Here is a 15,398-nt window from a genome sequence, read left to right on the forward strand (position 1 = left end):
AGCTGCCGAGCCGCATGGGTGAGCGCCTTGAGGCTTCGCGACTGCATGGGGAGACCCGGGGCGCCGGCGGGCGGGTTCGCGAGCAGTGGATGCTGGAAGACGTCCGGGCGTCGTCGGCAGGGCAGCGAAACCGAAGTAGTTGCTGGTTGAACGAATTTGGGCAGCGCTCGATGAGCGGTCGTGACCATACGTGGAATCCCCCGTGTCCATATTGACCAGCGGGGACTCTAGAGGACGGCAATTGACGGATGCAAAGTGCTCCTGGACACAGTGCCCCTTGTATGCCGACCTGGAGCCGATTGCCCGTCAAGGCCCTAGTTCTCCGGGTCTGCGGCCGCCGTGGACGGTCGTACACGGAAGGCCCTCGTCCGGCTCATGCGCCGCCGCGCGGCGGCGAGACCGCCGCCGCGGGCCGCCAACACCGCGACCACGCAAAGGAATCCGAGCGGGACGGACGCGGCGGGAAGGACCGTTCCCGCGCCCGAGGCCGCGACGAGCCCGCAGTCGGCGATCACCACGGTGACGCCGCGTCGGCCGGAATGTTCCTTGACCATCCACGCGCCGAGGAGCGCCATCCCGCCGAGTGCCCAGTAGCCGAACACGGCCTGCCCGCTGAGGAGGCCGCTCGCCGTTCCCCGGGCGATGTCGCCCACCGCCGCCAGGTAGCCGGTGGCCGCGGCGGTGATGGTCGTGGACGCGAGCGCGAGCAGCAGTTGACCACGGCGGCGGAGCAGCCAGCAGGACGCGGCGAGCGCCAGTACGGCGCAGACGGCGATGAATGAGGACATGCCGCCCGACGCGAGGAGGAACAGCGTGTACGCGGCGGCCAGCCCGAAGACGACACGCGGAAGCAGCCGGACGGCCCAGGTGTCGTTGCCGTCCTGGCGGAGCAGGCGGCGCACGGGAACGAGCGATGCGGCGATGCGGGCGCTCCTGGTGCGGGGCGGAGTCATGTCGGGCCGTCCATTCCTTTTCCGGCGCTGATGGGTTCGGGGGCGGCTGTGGGGGCGGGGCCGGAGCTGCCGTGGGCGGCGCGGGTGGGTCTCGGGGTGAAGCCTGCCTGCCAGAGGGGTGGGGCGGCTGGTCTGGTGGGCGTAGATGCGGGGGTGGTTGGGGTTGGGGAGGGCGGCGTGGCTGCGTCGGGGGGTGCGATGGCGGGGGCCCGGGGGGTGGGCGCTTCGCCGGCCGGGGCCTCGACGGCCTTCGCGGTGGCTTCGGCGGTCTCCGCTCCGGCTTCAGCCCCTGTCGCGGCGGCTGCGACGGTCTTCGGCTCGGCTTCGGCCCCTGCCTCGGCGGTGTTCGCCTGCCTCTGAAGCTCCGCCGCCGCCAGGACTTCGCTGAGCATCTCCTTGCGGACCTCGGGCTCGTACGTCGCGTAGGCGGCGGGGTCGATGTACCGGGGGCGGCTCGGGTCGTCGAACTGCGCGGTGGCGCGGACGGCGTTCGTGCCGAGCTCGCTGCGGGCGGTTTCGGGCCAGTTCGCAGGTGCTTCGAAGGCGAAGTTGATGTTGTCCAGGCCGACGTTCGCGTTGGCTTGGAGTGTCGGGCTCTCGTCGTTGTGCAGGATGGAGCGCGTATGGGCGCTCTGGGCGAAGACGGCGACCGGGCCTTCGGCCGCCGTGGCGTACGTCTTCGACAGGTCGGCCCAGCACTGCCTGGTGAAGGCGCCGCCGACATCGATCTGCGTATCGACCGCGTTGATCGCACGCAGAACCTCGGGCTCCCAGAGGCGCATGTCGTTCAGTCTTCTGCCGGCCTCGGTGGTTTCGAGGGTCTGCGCCGACCCCGGACGTTCCTCGTTCTGAAGGTGCGCCCAAGCCTCCGCGATGTAGCGGTTGTCAAGAAAGTTCTGGCCGTCACTGTTCTTCGGGGCCTCTGGATGGTCAAGGCCGAAGGACCAGAAGGCGCTGGTGGTGGCGGTTCCTTCCGGTGGGGTTACGCCTTCGCTCTGCTGGACGAAGTCCAGCAGGTAATCATGGATGCTCATGTCCTTGGCCCGCGCCTCGGACATCAGACGCCGGACGATCTTCTTCGGGTTCTTCACGGCCATGGCCTTGGCCGCGTTTTCCCTGTGGGCCAGCTCAAGAGCCAGGGTCTCCACGTTCTCGGGTATAGCGCCCGGACTCACGGTCGTACGCTCCCCGAAGGCCCGGGACAGATGGTCAGGTTGAGGTTCGCGCCGCTGGGATTCTCCGTGCCGGTGACACCGAGGCCGGTACCGAGGTCCACGACCACCAATGGCCGGTCGGGGGAACGTGGCATCCAGTAGGCCAGGCGGTAGGGGTCTTGGTCCTCGATGCGCTCTGTGCGGTCCGGAATCCGGTAGCCGCCGAGCTGCTCGGGGAAGTCGTCGCTGTCCCAGGCGCCTTCCCAGGTGGGTTCTCCCAGCGCGGAGCACGCGGCTGTCAGGTAGAGCGGCCAGACGTGTTCGGCGCGCTCGAGCACCAGCGGATTGTCGGGTCCGGTCTCGGCCCAGGCCCCCCACTGATTCTGGACGACGGACAGGACCGGGGCCCAGCTGCCTCCGCTGGGAAACAGGGTGAGTTCGCCCTCGGTGTCAGTCCGGACGCTCAGGATCCGTTCGAAGCTGGTGGGTACCCAGTTGAACTGTGCGCACCACATGTCCAGGCCCTGCCCGGGGTAGGGGGGCCCGTTCCAGACGGTTTCCCAGTCCACGTCGGCCAGTCCGTGCAGCTCGTCGATCAGCTGCTGGGGGGTGCGGCTCACTCGTTCCAGCTTCAGGCCCATGTCGTACCCGTTCCGTGCGTTCCACGCGTCTCGTGCGTCTTGTGTGTCATCACAGCAGCCAGCCGGGACCTGTGCGTCCTTGCGGGTCGGCCGGGCCGTGGCAGGTGAGGGAAATCGTCGCACTGCCGGGCCCCCAGCCCGGAGCCGTACCCGGTGCGAGGTCCGCGCTCAGCTCGAAGACCGGGGCGGCCGGAGTACGGAAGCTCCACCGGGCGAACCGGTGCGGGGTCCGGTGCTCCAGTCGCCGGTCGGCGTCGCCCCGGTCGGCGGGGGTGTGCGGGGCCGGGAAGTCCGGCGCGTCCCAGGCACCGTGCCAGTCGGGAGGGCCCAGGACTTCCGTCACGGCGGCGAGGTGGGCCGCGTACCGGTCGACGGCTGCCGCCATGAGCGCCGGGTTCTCGGCAGCCTGGTCCGCCCGGGCCCGCCAGGCCGTGTACGAGACTGCGGTCACCGGGCGGCCCGGCGAGGCCGAGGTCAGGTGCAGGCGGCCATTCCGGCGGGTGCGGACCCACAGCCCCGACGCGAACCACAGCGGTTCCCAGCCGAACCCCTCGCACCAGCGGCCGCGCTCGGTGTCGTCCGCCGGGGTCCCGGCCCACACGGTGGGCCAGTCCACGTCGAGGAGACCGGTCAGCTCGTACGCGAGCGTCTGCGGCGGGTGGTCGGCGATCAGGCTTGCCATGGCTCGCGTCTCTTATCGGGGCATGCGGTGGTCGTTGCGGGGCGGCGGGGGCTGTGGGGGCTGCTGAGGGGTAAGGGGTTGTGGCTGCGGTTGTGCCTGCGGCTGCACCTGCGTCTGCCGGGGCCGGGGTTGCGGCTGGGGTTGTGCCTGAGGCTGGGGTGACGGCTGCTGTGCGCCGGGGGAGACGTGGGGTGCGGGCTGGGGCTGTCCGGGCACGGAGGGAGCCGGTGCCGGGGCGGCGGCGCTGACCCGGCCACTGCGGCGCGGCGGCTCCGCCTTCTCCGTTGCGGCGTCCGGTTGCGATTCCGTGGCCGGCTGCTCCCCACCCACGAGCTTGTTGTACTGGTCCTGCTGGATCGCCGCGGCCTGCTGTGCGGACTTGCGCTGCTTCCGCTTGGGGTTGGCGGGGCCGATCCATCCGCCGTTCTGCAACCGGCCCTTGAGCACCTTGGCGTCCAGACCCCGGCCGACGTTCGCCGCACCTCGTCCGGCCACCCGACCGGCTGTACCGGCGGAGCCGGAGGCGCCGGCGGCGACACCCACGGCGGCGCGGGAGCCGCGTTCGGCCATCTTGCCCCCGACGATGTTGGCCATGTCGCTCACGCCGAGCGAGTCCTGCGCACCCGCGATCTTCGGGCTGAAGTTCCCCCCGAGCAGTTTCTTGAGCATCATCACGACGGCGATGGTGATCAGTAGGAGCAGCAGGAGCTGCATGCCCAGGGCGATGTTCGCGGGAAGGATCATCTGGTAGAGCACGAGCAGCACGGTGAGGATGATTCCGAAGCCCGCCCGCAGGACGAAGCTGTGGATGAACGTCTCCAGCCAGCCCTTGAGCAGCTTCTGCTGGGACGGATGGATGCCCAGAGTGGCCACCAGCGGCAGCAGGATGATCAGGATCAGGGTCACCGCGTGCCAGAGCAGCGTCAGGGCGCTGAGGACGATCACCATCAGGCCGACGATCAGGGAGGCGATGAGGGAGTAGAAGGCGAGACCGACCCTTGTCCCGGAGTTCTTTCCGGACCAGTCGTTGAAGGCCACTGGATAGATGCTCTTGTCGGGGGCGTCCTCGCCAACGGCGATCTCCTTCCGGATGTCTTCCCACTCGTTGTTGAACTTGTCGAAGTTGCCGTCCTCGAGGGCCTGCTTGCTGAGCGCCTCCTTGTTCGTCATCGACTGGGCCACCGCCTGCTTCGCCCTGAGGTCGTCGCAGCGAACACCCTTGCCGTAATGGCACTCTGTCGTCGTGTAGTCGGACCTGCACCTGGCGCTCTTGGCGCTCTCGTCCTCGTTCCCGTCCTCCGGCACCTTCCCGACATGATTCAGGAGAATGCAGCGCGTCCCGACTTCGCCGAACTGGCCCAGAGCCCAGGGGCGGAAGGCCAGAGTGTCGTACATAGCGCAACTCGAGATGCGCAGGCCGCGGTTGTACGCGGTGTCGGGCAGATCGCAGGGGGTCTGCATCTCTCCGGTGGCACCGGAGAGTACGGCTTCGGTCAGTCTGGAGTTGAACTGCGCGATACCGGAGTCCGCTTCGGTGACGAGCTTGTCGTAGTTGCCGCCGGTGAGCAGGGCCACGACCGCGACCGTGGTGAGGCCGGCCCAGCCGACGCCCGCCCAGACCTCACGCATCTCGCCCTTGCGCCACTTCGTGAACACCCAGAGCCCGGTAAGGGCGATCATCACAGGGACGGCGGGCACGAAGACGTTGTCCTTGAGGGTCTTCACCACGCTGTCGCGACTCTCGTACAGACCGCTGAGCGGGCTGGGATTGGAGGCGGACTCCTTGATGGAAATGGCCGTACGCGTCAGGAGCTTGGTCCCGTTGAAGACCATGTCGGCGATACCGTTGTTGACGTAGTCCATGATCGCGCAGTCATCGGCACCGCTGCCGACGTCGCCGTTGCTCTCGGAGGCGTCACCCTTTCCCTTGAAGGTCATGGACCAGTTCATCCCGCGCATGCCGTTGAGCTCGTACAACGTGTACTGGTCGGGAGATTTCGGCATCCTGACCGCCCCGGTGACCAGGCCCGTGGTGTCGTTGAGGTTCTTGGCGCGGTCCGCCTTGCCCTCCCACTGATTGACTGCGGGCATGATGGATTCGCCGTTCGACCCCGGCGAATCCATCTGATAGCTGTCGTCGCCGGTGAAGTCGCAGGAAAAGCCCGCGTGCGCCGTGCCCGGCACGGCCAGCGTCAGCGCGAGCAGGGCGAGCACCACGAAGGCCCCGGCCCTGGACGCCCGTCCCACGCGCATCACGCGGTCGCGGAGCGACGGGGCGGCGGTGGCTCCGCTGGACTTGGCGCTAGGGCGCACGAACATCGGCTTCCTTTGAAGTTGCGCGGCAGGGGACAGAGGCCGAACGGGCCTGTCAGCTCGGGATGTAGTCGGTCATGAAGCAGCCCTTGGCCAGCCCGTCGTGGATCTTGTAGCCGCTGGGGATGTCGGACTTGTTGTCCGGATCGCAGCTCGTGATGAAAAGCCCGCCGCCGGTCATCAACGGCCGGACCGTGTCGTCGGCCGTGGGTACGACGGCGAAGTTCTGCCCCACCAGAAAGTCCTTCTCATCCCCGTTGGCTTGCGCCTTGCTGGTCGCCGTCTGGAACTTCGTCATATCGGAGATCGTCAGCAGAGTGATCTGTCGGCCGTTGTCGTCCTTGCAGAGCGCACGTTCTTTGATGGCCCAGTCGGGGTTCGCGGTCTCTTCGCTCAGGTAGGCGGGGTCCCACTGGTCAGAGACGCTGTTGCTGGGTTCGCTGGGGCCCTGGGTCCCCTTGCTCAGCTTCTTGCACACCGCGTGCTCGTTGACGATGCTCGCTACGGAAGCCATGTCGTCCGCCGCCGGAAGCCCGAGGTCGTCCATCGGGCCGCTGCTGTCACCGCCGCAGCCGCTCAGCGTGGTGACGGCGATGAGGGCGGCAGCGGTGGCAAGGTGCTTGGGGAGGCGCATGGCGGCTCTTTCTGCGGTGGGTGGGGGCGTGGTGGTGCGGGGGTGGGACAGGACCCGTCAGCCCGGGAGGTAGTTCGTCAGTACGCAGCCGTCCACCAGCGCGTCCTGCATGACGTATCCGCTGGCCGGTTTCAGATCGGGATCGCAGTTCAGCACCAGCAGGCCGGTCCCGAGCAGGCCGCTCTCCCGGAGCCTGGAGGTCGGATCCACCACGAAATCCGCGCCGATGAGGAAGCGGCCGGAGCGCAGGGTGGTGTTGTCGGTCGTCTTCGACGCCTCCAGGACGTCGTCCCGGTAGACCTGCTGGAACGTCTTCATGTCCTTCGGCAGATAGACGAGCCAACTTTCGCGGTACCGGTTGCCGCAGACGCCCTTCTCCTTGACGCCCCAGGACTTCTGGAAGGTCTTCTGCTCCTCGCTGTCGTCGGGCCACTCGGAGTCGACGAAGCCTTCGATGGGCAGCCGGTTGTCACCGCGGTCGGTGCCCCAGTCGGTGCAGGGCAGTCCGGCCCCCGCGATGAATTCCTGTGCGCCGCGCATGGTTCCGACCCGGGGGAGCCCGTTGTCCGCCGCCTCCTGGCCGTCACCCGACGAACCGGCCGTCGCGGAACCGGAATCCGAACCGCAGCCGCTCACCGCCGCGAGTGCGACGAGGACGGCTCCGGCGGCAAGGTACTTGGTCAAGTGCATGAGACGTGCTCCACGGTCGGCCGGCACACGTGTGCCGGGAGGGTCAGGCTGAGGTCGTCGGACGGGTGTCCGGCTCCGGGTCGGCCTCCTGCATGAAGGTCCAGTCCCAGACGCTGAGCGGCGGGTTGACGCCCTGGCGGGCGGGTCGGGTCGTGCCGTTGGTGTCCGTCGCTGCGAGGATCTCCTTGAAGACCAGGTCCACGGCGACGGTGCCGACCCGCTTGTCGGCGTCGCGTTGCAGGCAGACGCCGGTGCGCAGCTCCTGGAGGGCCGAGATCACCTTGGCGTCGTTCTCGGGGCGGCCGAGCAGCGGCGCCACCAGGGCCGCTTCCTGCGGGGACTTCTGCTTGAAGGCGAAGACGGTGTGGATCTGGTTGGCGCCGCCGCTGCGGGCCTCGGAGTCCTCGATCTGGACGAGGTCGATGGCCTGCTGGGTGATCAGCACGGTGACCGCCAGGTAGGAGCGGCCCTGCTTGAGGGCGCGGCGCATCAGGTCGCGGCCGCTCTCGGTGGCGGTGACGACGTACGCCTCGTCGACGAAGAGCGCCTTGGGCCGCAGGCCGATCTCACCCGTCACCGGGTTCTTCTCGTACCCGACGTCGAGCATCTGGCTGCCCAGCTCCACGACCGCCATCAGCGCGGTGGCGGCCAGCCGCTCCGCCGGGTTCCAGTTGCGCGGGTCGGAGGCGGCCGGGGACTGGAAGCCGCGCAGGGTGATCACGGTGCGGCGCTTGCGCATCGCGGACAGCTGCTGTGGCTGCTCGGCGAACGCGAGCCGGGCGTACGGCAGGGTCCGCAGCTCGGTGAGGAGCATCTGGGCGAGCTTGAGCTCCTTGGCGGCTTCGCGGTCGCCGCCGGCCACCGCCTCGTCGTAGGCCCGTACGACCTCGTCCACGATCTGCCACAACGTCGGTCTGGGAACGGTGAGTTCGGCCTCGCGGGCGCTGAGGCCGCGCTCGGCGGCCTGCCGGATCGCGGAGTTGTACCAGCCCACCACCGTCGCCATCGCCTCGATGACGGGCAGCCGTACGCGCTGGTAGTCGTCGTCGCCGAGGAAGCCGCGCAGCATCGACTCCGCCAGCAGCCGGCCCGAGGGGACGTCGCGGGCGATCACCCACGGGTCGAGCACGCCCGCCTGGCCCTTGAGGAGGTCCACGACCTCCGTCTCGGCCCAGAACTCCGGGTTGACCGGCTGGAAACTGCTCTTCGCGGTCCCCAGGATGCCCGTCTCCGCGTCATGGGCGAAGGCCGGGTCGTTCACCTGGGAGCCGAAGCCCAGGTAGTAGCAGAGCTGGGCGAAGTCGGTCTTGGGGTCGATGACCAGGCAGCGCACGCCCGACTCCGACTCCTCGTAGAACTTCTGTAGCGCGAGCGAGGACTTGCCGCCGCCGGACGCGCCGACGATGGCCAGTCCGCCGCCGTCGTTGCGCGCCGGACCGACGTGCAGGGAGTAGTGGACGGGCATCTTGCCCGCCCAGCCGACCAGGTTGCCCACCCAGCCCAGCCGCTTGCCGGACCGCTGCTCGGGGTTGTCGCCCAACTCGGTACCGGCGGTGGGCAGTCCGGCCCCCAACTGCTCCACCTCCTGGAGCCGCAGGTACGGCGCGATGGGCATCTTCGGTGCGTCGCCCGGCAGTTGGGACTGAAGCAGTCGCCACTGCTGGCGGGTGGGACGCAGCAGGGTCACCTTCAGGTCCTGCTTGAACTGCATCTCCAGGATCCGGCGGCGGCGCTCCAGTTCGGCCACGTCGGGCGCCGAGATGGTGAAGCGGATCTGCGCCTCCATGCCCGGCATCTTGTGCTCCTCCACGTCGTCCAGGAGGTGCTGGGCACGGGTGACCTGGGCGGCGAGCATGCTGTCGGGCGTACGGCCGGAATTGGCCATGTCGTTCATCTCGTCGACGAGGTTGCCGCTGATCTTCCCCGCGCGGTCCTTGAACTTCAGGTACGGGATCAGGGTGAACCGCATGTCGATCTCGACCGGGAACTCGACGTGCTGCGCGGCGTAGCGGGCCCAGGCCGTGGACTGCCGGAACCGGGTCTCGGCGGGCCAGTTGGCGGCCACCAGCGTCGTCGTGTAGTTGGTGTGCTTCTCGCCGGTGACCTCGTCGTACTGGTGCAGCACGATGTGCGTCTTGCGGTTCTCGCCGGAGAAGTCGACCACGAGGTCGAACTGGTCCGGGCCCCAGGACCGGGAGCCGAGCACCGGCTCCGGCGGCACCGGCAGCTCGCCGTGGAGCGGCTTGCGGATGAGCCAGACCAGCTCCTGCCGGGTCAGCGGGGCGCCGCCGAGCGCGTCGAGGCTCTCGTGGACCTCGCGGGCGACCTGCGTCCACTGGGCGAGCACGCCCGGCGCCAGGTACTCGTCGTGCACTCCGGTGGCGGCCGCGGCCGCCTTGTCGGCGGCGGCGCGCAGGGAGCGGGTCAGGCCGGGCTCGTCGATGGGGTCGTCGTCGCCGGGAAGCACCCCGCTGCCGCCGCCCGAACCACCCGAGCCGCGCTTGAGCGAACCCAGCTTGACCAGCAGTACGTTGCGCTCCCGCATCGCCCCGATGCGCTCCTGGTACTCCGCCTTGCGCAGGTTGTACGCCTTGTAGTTCTCGGTCGGATCCCAGGCCACGACGTTGAGTTGCTCGGCCCACTCCACGGCCGTGATGGGCCGGTACACCTTGCGGTAGTGGCACTCGACGTTACGGTCCCCGCGGGCGAGGTTGAGCAGCCCGCGCGCCGGGCCCTCGGCCATGGCCTGGAGCTCGGTCGCGTTGAGGTACTCGTCGATGGCGGTGGGCAGGACGAGCCCCGTCCAGACCGATTCGCCGTGGACGAAGATCATGTCGTCGGCGTAGCGGTAGGGCAGCCGCGTCTCCTCGCGCCGGGCGGGCTGGCCCTGGCCCCGGGAGCCTCCGGAGCGCCGTGCGCCCCCACCGGAACCCCTGGAATACGCGGAGTTCGCGGAGTTCTTGGAGTTCTTGGAACCCGAGGAGGTGGCGGCCATGACCATGGCGATCAGGAAGAAGGCGACGGCCCCGCCCAGGAGGATCAGCATGAACATGGAGGAGTCATCCCGCGGTCTCGGAGTGTGCGATGGGGTCCTGCGTCGCGGCGTCCTGCTTGCTGAGGCTCAGCGCCGTGGGGTTCGCGGTGGGGTTCTGCGCCGGTGCGTGCGCGGCGTACGAGGAGGGGTGCCGGTCCGCGTGCGCGGCGTACGAGGAGCCGTGCCGGTCCGCGTCCGCGGCGGCCTTCTCGTAATCCCGCTGCCAGCGCGGTGAGCCCGGCTGCCAGAGGATGACCTGCCAGTGCAGCTCATCGGGTTCCCGGTCGGCAGCCAGTCCCTGCAAGCGCTTGGGCTGGAGCCAGTAGTCGGCCCAAACCACCAGCTGCTGGCTGAGGGTGAGGGCGGACGGCAGCGGCCGACCCCAGACGAAGTAGACGGCGACGGGCGGACCCAGATAGAGGATCGACGTCATCATCGACAGACTCAGGAAGGGGACGAAGGCGGAGACCGACAGCATCGCCACGAGCCACACCACCCCGAAGCCGAATGCCGCGCCGAGGGCGGGCAGCAGGAGGCCGGGGAGCGGGATGTTCCCCCAGTTCCAGATCCGCTTGGGACGGTTGAGCAGATCCGTGTGGTCGTACGCGACCATCGGCTCGGGCGCGTCCGGTGCTTCCGGCGCCATCTGCCGGTCCCCCTCTCTGACGTGGTTGCGGATGGCAGGGGGGCTGCGGGCTGTGGATGGCCCTGCCGCCCCGAGGGCTCAGCCCTTGTCGCCACCGCCGCCGATCTGGCCGCCGAGGTCGATGAGGAGGCCGGCCAGGCCGGTCGCACCGCCGATGATCAGTGCGGCGAGCGCGATCATGCCGAAGCCCTGGAATGCCTCGCGCATGCCGTCTCCCCGCTTCATCGACAGGAGCATGCGGATACCGAGGATGAGCAGGGCGATCACCGCGACCATGGTTCCGGCGTTGCGGAGAATGTCCTGAATCTCGCCGAACATGCTGTCGAGAGAGGTTGCTGCCAGGTACATGGCATGGGTCCTTCGCTGTGTTGGTGGGTGAGGAGGAGGTGCGTCGATACGCGGAAGAGGTCGATACGCGAGGGTGTCGAGACGCGGGGGTCAGGAGGACTTCTCGGGCTTGCCCGGTTTCGTGGGTTGACCCGGCTCGTCCGCGCCGTCAGCAGCGGGCGGCCCGCTCGGCTCGACCGGCGGCACAACAGGATCGCCCTCGTCCGCGCGTCCGCCCTGCGGGTCGAGGACGCCGCCGCGGATGTCCTTGATGAACCAGCCCTGGGCGGTGTTCACCACCGTCACCCGGTACGAGCGCTGGGACTTGCTGATCGCTTCGGCGCCGCTGCCCTGACCGCCGCTGCTCTGAGCGCTGCCGCCCTGCGTGCCGCCGCCCCATACGACCGTCACCCGGACCTGTACCGGCTGGCCGTCCTTGTAGGAGATCCCGTCATCGGTCTCGGCGCCCGGCGGGGCCAGCGCCACCACCGTACGGATCTCCGGAGCGGACAGCGCACCGGCCAGGCCGGAGGTCGCCGCCTGGCTGGCGTCGGTGGTGGTGAACCGGGTCATCGCGGTCGCGTCGGACGCCCCCCAGGCCCCGAAATAGCCGGGCAGCACCTTCGCCCGGAGCTGCTCCGACAGGGCCCGGTCGACGATCTCGTCGTCCTGGTCCACCTCCGGCGCGCTGCCGCGTACGGGCAACGGCATCTCGCCCACGTCGCCCGCGACGCGCAGCCCCGACCCTTCGGCCAGGTCCTTCACGTACACCGGTACGGACAGGGTGGTGGTGCGGCCGGTCGACAGCTTGACCCGGACGCCCATGTACCGGCCGTGCTTCCCGTACTCGGCGAGCTCTTCGACCGTCCCGTCCCAGGTGGCCAGGCGGGCGGCCTGCGTACCCTGGCCGCTCCAGCCGCAGTCGGCGTCGACGCCCGCCGAGACATAGCGGGACAGCGTGGCGCGGCGGGTGTCCGCGGTCTGCGGGGAGTACGTCATGCAGAGCATCGCGTACTCCTCGGCGAAGGTGGCCGCGGCTCGGGTCGGGAACTCGGTGAGCCGGTAGCGGTCCACGTCCTCGGTGTCCAGGGCGGCGGTCTGCACGCCGGACGACGCGCCTACGGCCAGCCCCAGCACCCCGCAGGAGCCGAGCGCGAAGGCGCAGGTGGTGATCAACAGGGTGGCGCGCAGGGCGACATGGGTACGGCGTCCCGTCGAGGGCAGCCGGCCGCCGGGACGTGGCACGTCGAACCCGGCCCGGTCACGTGCGGTGGCCGCGGACGCCGACGCGGAGGATGCGGGGGAGGAGCGGGAGGGGGCCGCCGTGGCCCCGCGCTGCTTGCGCTCCTCGCGCCCGGCCTTCTTCTGCTCGTACGCGGCCTTGCGCTCGGCCTTCGCCCGCTCCCGCTTGTCCTTCTTCGACGCGCCGGGGGCGTCGTCCGCGCGCGGCGGCAGGGGCGGTACGGCGGCCTGACTCGGCGGCACGGCGGCCTGCGGGGCGCGACGCACCCAGGCGGCGGCCACCTGCGCACGGGCGGCGTCTGAGGGCTGGGGGTGGGGCTGGGGGTGGGGAGGCGCGGCGGTGGCGGCCGGATAGCCGTACGGTCCGGGGTTCGGCTGCTGCTGGTAGGGAACGTGCGCTTGCTGCGTCTGCGGCGCTTGCTGCCCGTGCCCCTGCGTCTGCTGCGCCTGCTGCGCGTGCCCCTGCTGCCAGGCGGCCTGCTCCGTGGAGCCGGGGTGGGCGGGGCCTGTGGGGCCGGGCTGGGCGGGGCCGGGCTGCGGGGGCTGTCCGGACGGAACGCCGCCGGGAGCCGCGTCGGCAGAGCTGTGGTGATCCGTCATCGAGTCGGTCTCTCCCCCGCGTGTGATCCCCGACCGCCGGTCGGGCGCGCGGCGGGCCCTGGTGAGGCCAGGTGCGGACGGCAGTGTGGCAAACGGAACGTGCATCGCCCCCCTTCCTTTCCCCACCCCCGGGGGAGTGGGGAAAGTCGAGGAAAGGTGAGGAAAGCGCGCGGATTCCCCGCGAGGAATTCCGGTGAAGGCGGCTCGGGCCGTGAAGTCTTGCTCTCCGCCACAATGCGGGGTTGTGCCCGGGTGACGGGCGCTGAGCCGTCACCGACCGCGCGAAGGACAAGAGTTGAGCGACCAGCACGTCCACCCCTACCCCCACCCCCAGCAGACCGAGGCTGTCCCACCGGTCGTCGCCGCACCGTCCGCCGGAGTGCCCGCGCAGGCCGTCGACGCCCAGAACGCCTGGATCGACGGCTACGAGCCCGGCAACCCCTGGCAGGCGAAGCTGTGCCTTCAGACGCCGTACGGCACCGTCGCCTATCCCCTCACCCCCCACACCATGCCCGAACTCCTGGAGGGGCTGGTCATGGTCGCGCAGGAGCAGCAGGGGGCCACCGGAGGATCGGTCGCGGCCGAATCGGAGCTCGGCGGCACCGGCGGCGAACGGCCGGAGCCCGCCCGCAACCCGAGCGTGCACGACGGCCGCGCCGCACGCCTGACGGGCTGGGCCCTCGTCCACGACCTGTGGGAGCGGGACGACCCGAGGGTGCGGTTCATCATGGGCGCGGTGGTGGTGGGGCTGCTGATCCTCGGCATCTTCCTGACCTGACCGATCCCGGCCGGGATCATGACCGGGATACGGTCGAACGCACGTACCGAATGAAGGAGCGCGTGATGCTGAAGGAGACGACGGGCCGCACCGCCCAGGACCTGGCTGCCGAGTTGGAGGGGCTACGCGGTGTCGACTGGGCTTCGGTGTGGGCGGGGCCGCCGCAGGGGGGTTCGCCGGAGTTCGACGCTTGGTGTGGTCGGTACGGGTGGGAGCCGAAGACGGTTGAGGGCAACCTGATCGTCCGGACACGTAGTGGCGGCAAGATGACGCTCTGGTCGGGTGGCATATGGAACCCGGTCAGGGGACTGACGCATTACGCGTGGGAGGTGATGGCGGACGCACCTGCTGAGAATCCGGACGTTCTCTCGGCCGGGAACACGGCTTGGCCCGAGATCCTGCAGGCGGCCGTGAGTGTGTTGGGTGCCCCTGTGTGGAGTGGTGCTTGGGATGCGGAGGATTTCCCGGAGCCGCCGGAGTCCAGGTTCTGGCGGGGGAAAGAGTCACGGCTGCAGACCCGAAACCCGTACCGGCTGGCTTTCTGGGAGCCCGTGGGTGAGCACCCTGGTCAGGTGTTCTTCACGTTGGAGCAGTCCGTTGCGTTCCCGACCTGGACTGTCGACACGCCGGGCGGTTCGACGATTGCGCTGGACGTGTACGCGCCTGAGGGCTCGCGGCGGCGCTGGTGAGGCTCGATGCCCCTCCTACCCAGGAGGAGATAGCGAGATCTCTGGAGCTGGAGGACGCGCACCAGGCTACGGCCCCCGGTAATCGGGACGAGGCGAGTGTGGTGGCTGCCCGGATTTATGGGGACTGGCGGGCGACGCACGAGCAGGGCCGGGGCACTCCGGACTTGGTCTCGTTCCTTCGGGACGTTGCTGAGAACGGTTCGGTGACGGCTGAGGACAGGGGGCCCACTCGTGCGTTCTGGTCCTTCCGCTCCGAGCATCCGGGGGTGGAACGGCCTGTGCAGCACCGCTTCCTGGCGCGGGCCTGCGGTGAGTCGCGCAACCTTCAGGTGCTGGAGGACACGCCCGCCGGCGGGCAGATGGACTCCTACCACCTCGCGGACGAGAACGTGGTCGACGTCCTTGCCCGCGACTATCGGGTGAAGCGGGACGATCTGGAGAAAGCCGTCCCGGAGGTATGGGCCACCCTCTCGGAACGGTACGCCGAGGCCGCCGAGGGGCCGGTCATCGCCTTCGCCGCCGACATCACGGAGGATTCCGTCCTGGGCAAGGACGAGTTGCGGGTTCTGCTCGCGCATCCTGAGGTTGGCAAGGAAGGCGTGAAGTTCCCGGTGCCGATGCCCCGACATGAGCATCTTCCGCCGGAAATCGACGAATTCATCGCCGAGGATGCGGTGCGTTGTCAGGTCCGGATGGGTGACTTCGACGTTCGCAACTCGCCGAGAGACTTCGCCGCGAAGCTGGGTGCCATTGATGTGCCCGAGGGCCGGCAGGCGGCGCATGCGCAAGTGCTGTCGCGGTTGTCGGCCGCCAGCACCTACGACGAGCCGAACGCGCCGCCGCCCGCCGAGCCGAAGCAGCAGTCGGCGCGGGCCAGTGCCTTCATGCCCGGTGTGACGGTTCGCCCGACCGCCGCTCCGGCAGCCCCGCGCGGCCCGACCGGCCACGGTGTCATCAATCCGATGGCCGTCGACCTCGCGGCCGAGCCGGCCGGCGCGGAGATCTGAACCATGCC

Annotated in this window: 14 protein-coding genes; 3 read left to right on the top strand and 11 right to left on the bottom strand. The window is 69.6% G+C overall.

The genetic code is table 11. From position 1 onward, the window contains the following. Window positions 1–314 precede the first annotated feature (314 nt). From ACLJPL_RS29635 to ACLJPL_RS29685, 11 genes are all read right to left on the bottom strand, one after another. On the bottom strand, window positions 315–953 hold the full coding sequence (locus ACLJPL_RS29635; RefSeq protein ID WP_411084022.1) for a hypothetical protein: 639 nt from the start codon (window positions 951–953) through the stop codon (window positions 315–317). Continuing rightward, entirely contained in the window at window positions 950–2,128 is a 1,179-nt protein-coding gene (locus ACLJPL_RS29640; protein WP_411084023.1) for a hypothetical protein, read from the bottom strand. The genes ACLJPL_RS29635 and ACLJPL_RS29640 overlap by 4 nt, the downstream gene beginning before the upstream one ends. Beyond that, entirely contained in the window at window positions 2,125–2,748 is a 624-nt protein-coding gene (locus tag ACLJPL_RS29645; RefSeq protein ID WP_411084024.1) for a hypothetical protein, read from the bottom strand. Before ACLJPL_RS29645 ends, ACLJPL_RS29640 begins: the two co-directional genes overlap by 4 nt. A gap of 49 nt (window positions 2,749–2,797) precedes the next feature. After that, a complete protein-coding gene (locus ACLJPL_RS29650) occupies window positions 2,798–3,430 on the bottom strand; it encodes a hypothetical protein (RefSeq protein ID WP_411084025.1) in 633 nt (210 codons plus the stop codon). A gap of 12 nt (window positions 3,431–3,442) precedes the next feature. Then, window positions 3,443–5,749, bottom strand: coding sequence for a hypothetical protein (locus ACLJPL_RS29655; protein WP_411084026.1), 2,307 nt, complete (start codon window positions 5,747–5,749; stop codon window positions 3,443–3,445). Window positions 5,750–5,798: 49 nt separating this feature from the next. Continuing rightward, window positions 5,799–6,377: a hypothetical protein gene (locus ACLJPL_RS29660; protein ID WP_411084027.1), complete on the bottom strand. Its 579-nt coding sequence runs from the start codon at window positions 6,375–6,377 to the stop codon at window positions 5,799–5,801. A gap of 57 nt (window positions 6,378–6,434) precedes the next feature. After that, window positions 6,435–7,067 (bottom strand): hypothetical protein, encoded by a 633-nt coding sequence (locus ACLJPL_RS29665; protein ID WP_411084028.1) that lies wholly within the window; start codon window positions 7,065–7,067, stop codon window positions 6,435–6,437. 43 nt (window positions 7,068–7,110) lie between these two features. Beyond that, window positions 7,111–10,119 (bottom strand): ATP-binding protein, encoded by a 3,009-nt coding sequence (locus ACLJPL_RS29670; protein WP_411084029.1) that lies wholly within the window; start codon window positions 10,117–10,119, stop codon window positions 7,111–7,113. A 7-nt stretch (window positions 10,120–10,126) separates the two neighbouring features. Further along, window positions 10,127–10,747 carry a hypothetical protein gene (locus ACLJPL_RS29675; protein WP_411084030.1) on the bottom strand — a complete coding sequence of 207 codons (621 nt, stop codon included), beginning with the start codon at window positions 10,745–10,747 and terminating at the stop codon, window positions 10,127–10,129. 78 nt (window positions 10,748–10,825) lie between these two features. Continuing rightward, window positions 10,826–11,095 carry a TrbC/VirB2 family protein gene (locus ACLJPL_RS29680; protein ID WP_411084031.1) on the bottom strand — a complete coding sequence of 90 codons (270 nt, stop codon included), beginning with the start codon at window positions 11,093–11,095 and terminating at the stop codon, window positions 10,826–10,828. Window positions 11,096–11,185: 90 nt separating this feature from the next. Continuing rightward, entirely contained in the window at window positions 11,186–12,916 is a 1,731-nt protein-coding gene (locus ACLJPL_RS29685) for a conjugal transfer protein (protein WP_411084032.1), read from the bottom strand. A 295-nt stretch (window positions 12,917–13,211) separates the two neighbouring features. Between ACLJPL_RS29685 and ACLJPL_RS29690 the strand changes: the two genes are divergently transcribed. From ACLJPL_RS29690 to ACLJPL_RS29700, 3 genes are all read left to right on the top strand, one after another. Further along, the gene (locus tag ACLJPL_RS29690; RefSeq protein WP_411084033.1) at window positions 13,212–13,694 is read left to right on the top strand and encodes a hypothetical protein; all 483 of its coding nucleotides are present in this window, start codon (window positions 13,212–13,214) and stop codon (window positions 13,692–13,694) included. 65 nt (window positions 13,695–13,759) lie between these two features. Further along, on the top strand, window positions 13,760–14,383 hold the full coding sequence (locus tag ACLJPL_RS29695) for a hypothetical protein (RefSeq protein WP_411084034.1): 624 nt from the start codon (window positions 13,760–13,762) through the stop codon (window positions 14,381–14,383). Between the two features lie 278 nt (window positions 14,384–14,661). Continuing rightward, window positions 14,662–15,390 (top strand): hypothetical protein, encoded by a 729-nt coding sequence (locus ACLJPL_RS29700; protein ID WP_411084035.1) that lies wholly within the window; start codon window positions 14,662–14,664, stop codon window positions 15,388–15,390. Window positions 15,391–15,398: the final 8 nt, after the last annotated feature.

The sequence above is a fragment of the Streptomyces sp. cmx-18-6 genome (assembly GCF_046548915.1).
Taxonomy (GTDB): domain Bacteria; phylum Actinomycetota; class Actinomycetes; order Streptomycetales; family Streptomycetaceae; genus Streptomyces.

What these genes read in the sequence shown, in the direction of transcription:
- ACLJPL_RS29680 (WP_411084031.1), bottom strand. Translation starts at nt 11,095, where the DNA reads ATGTACCTGGCAGCAACCTCTCTCGACAGCATGTTCGGCGAGATTCAG.
- ACLJPL_RS29695 (WP_411084034.1), top strand. Translation starts at nt 13,760, where the DNA reads ATGCTGAAGGAGACGACGGGCCGCACCGCCCAGGACCTGGCTGCCGAG.
- ACLJPL_RS29650 (WP_411084025.1), bottom strand. Translation starts at nt 3,430, where the DNA reads ATGGCAAGCCTGATCGCCGACCACCCGCCGCAGACGCTCGCGTACGAG.
- ACLJPL_RS29645 (WP_411084024.1), bottom strand. Translation starts at nt 2,748, where the DNA reads ATGGGCCTGAAGCTGGAACGAGTGAGCCGCACCCCCCAGCAGCTGATC.
- ACLJPL_RS29655 (WP_411084026.1), bottom strand. Translation starts at nt 5,749, where the DNA reads ATGTTCGTGCGCCCTAGCGCCAAGTCCAGCGGAGCCACCGCCGCCCCG.
- ACLJPL_RS29660 (WP_411084027.1), bottom strand. Translation starts at nt 6,377, where the DNA reads ATGCGCCTCCCCAAGCACCTTGCCACCGCTGCCGCCCTCATCGCCGTC.
- ACLJPL_RS29665 (WP_411084028.1), bottom strand. Translation starts at nt 7,067, where the DNA reads ATGCACTTGACCAAGTACCTTGCCGCCGGAGCCGTCCTCGTCGCACTC.
- ACLJPL_RS29670 (WP_411084029.1), bottom strand. Translation starts at nt 10,119, where the DNA reads ATGTTCATGCTGATCCTCCTGGGCGGGGCCGTCGCCTTCTTCCTGATC.
- ACLJPL_RS29675 (WP_411084030.1), bottom strand. Translation starts at nt 10,747, where the DNA reads ATGGCGCCGGAAGCACCGGACGCGCCCGAGCCGATGGTCGCGTACGAC.
- ACLJPL_RS29635 (WP_411084022.1), bottom strand. Translation starts at nt 953, where the DNA reads ATGACTCCGCCCCGCACCAGGAGCGCCCGCATCGCCGCATCGCTCGTT.
- ACLJPL_RS29685 (WP_411084032.1), bottom strand. Translation starts at nt 12,916, where the DNA reads ATGACGGATCACCACAGCTCTGCCGACGCGGCTCCCGGCGGCGTTCCG.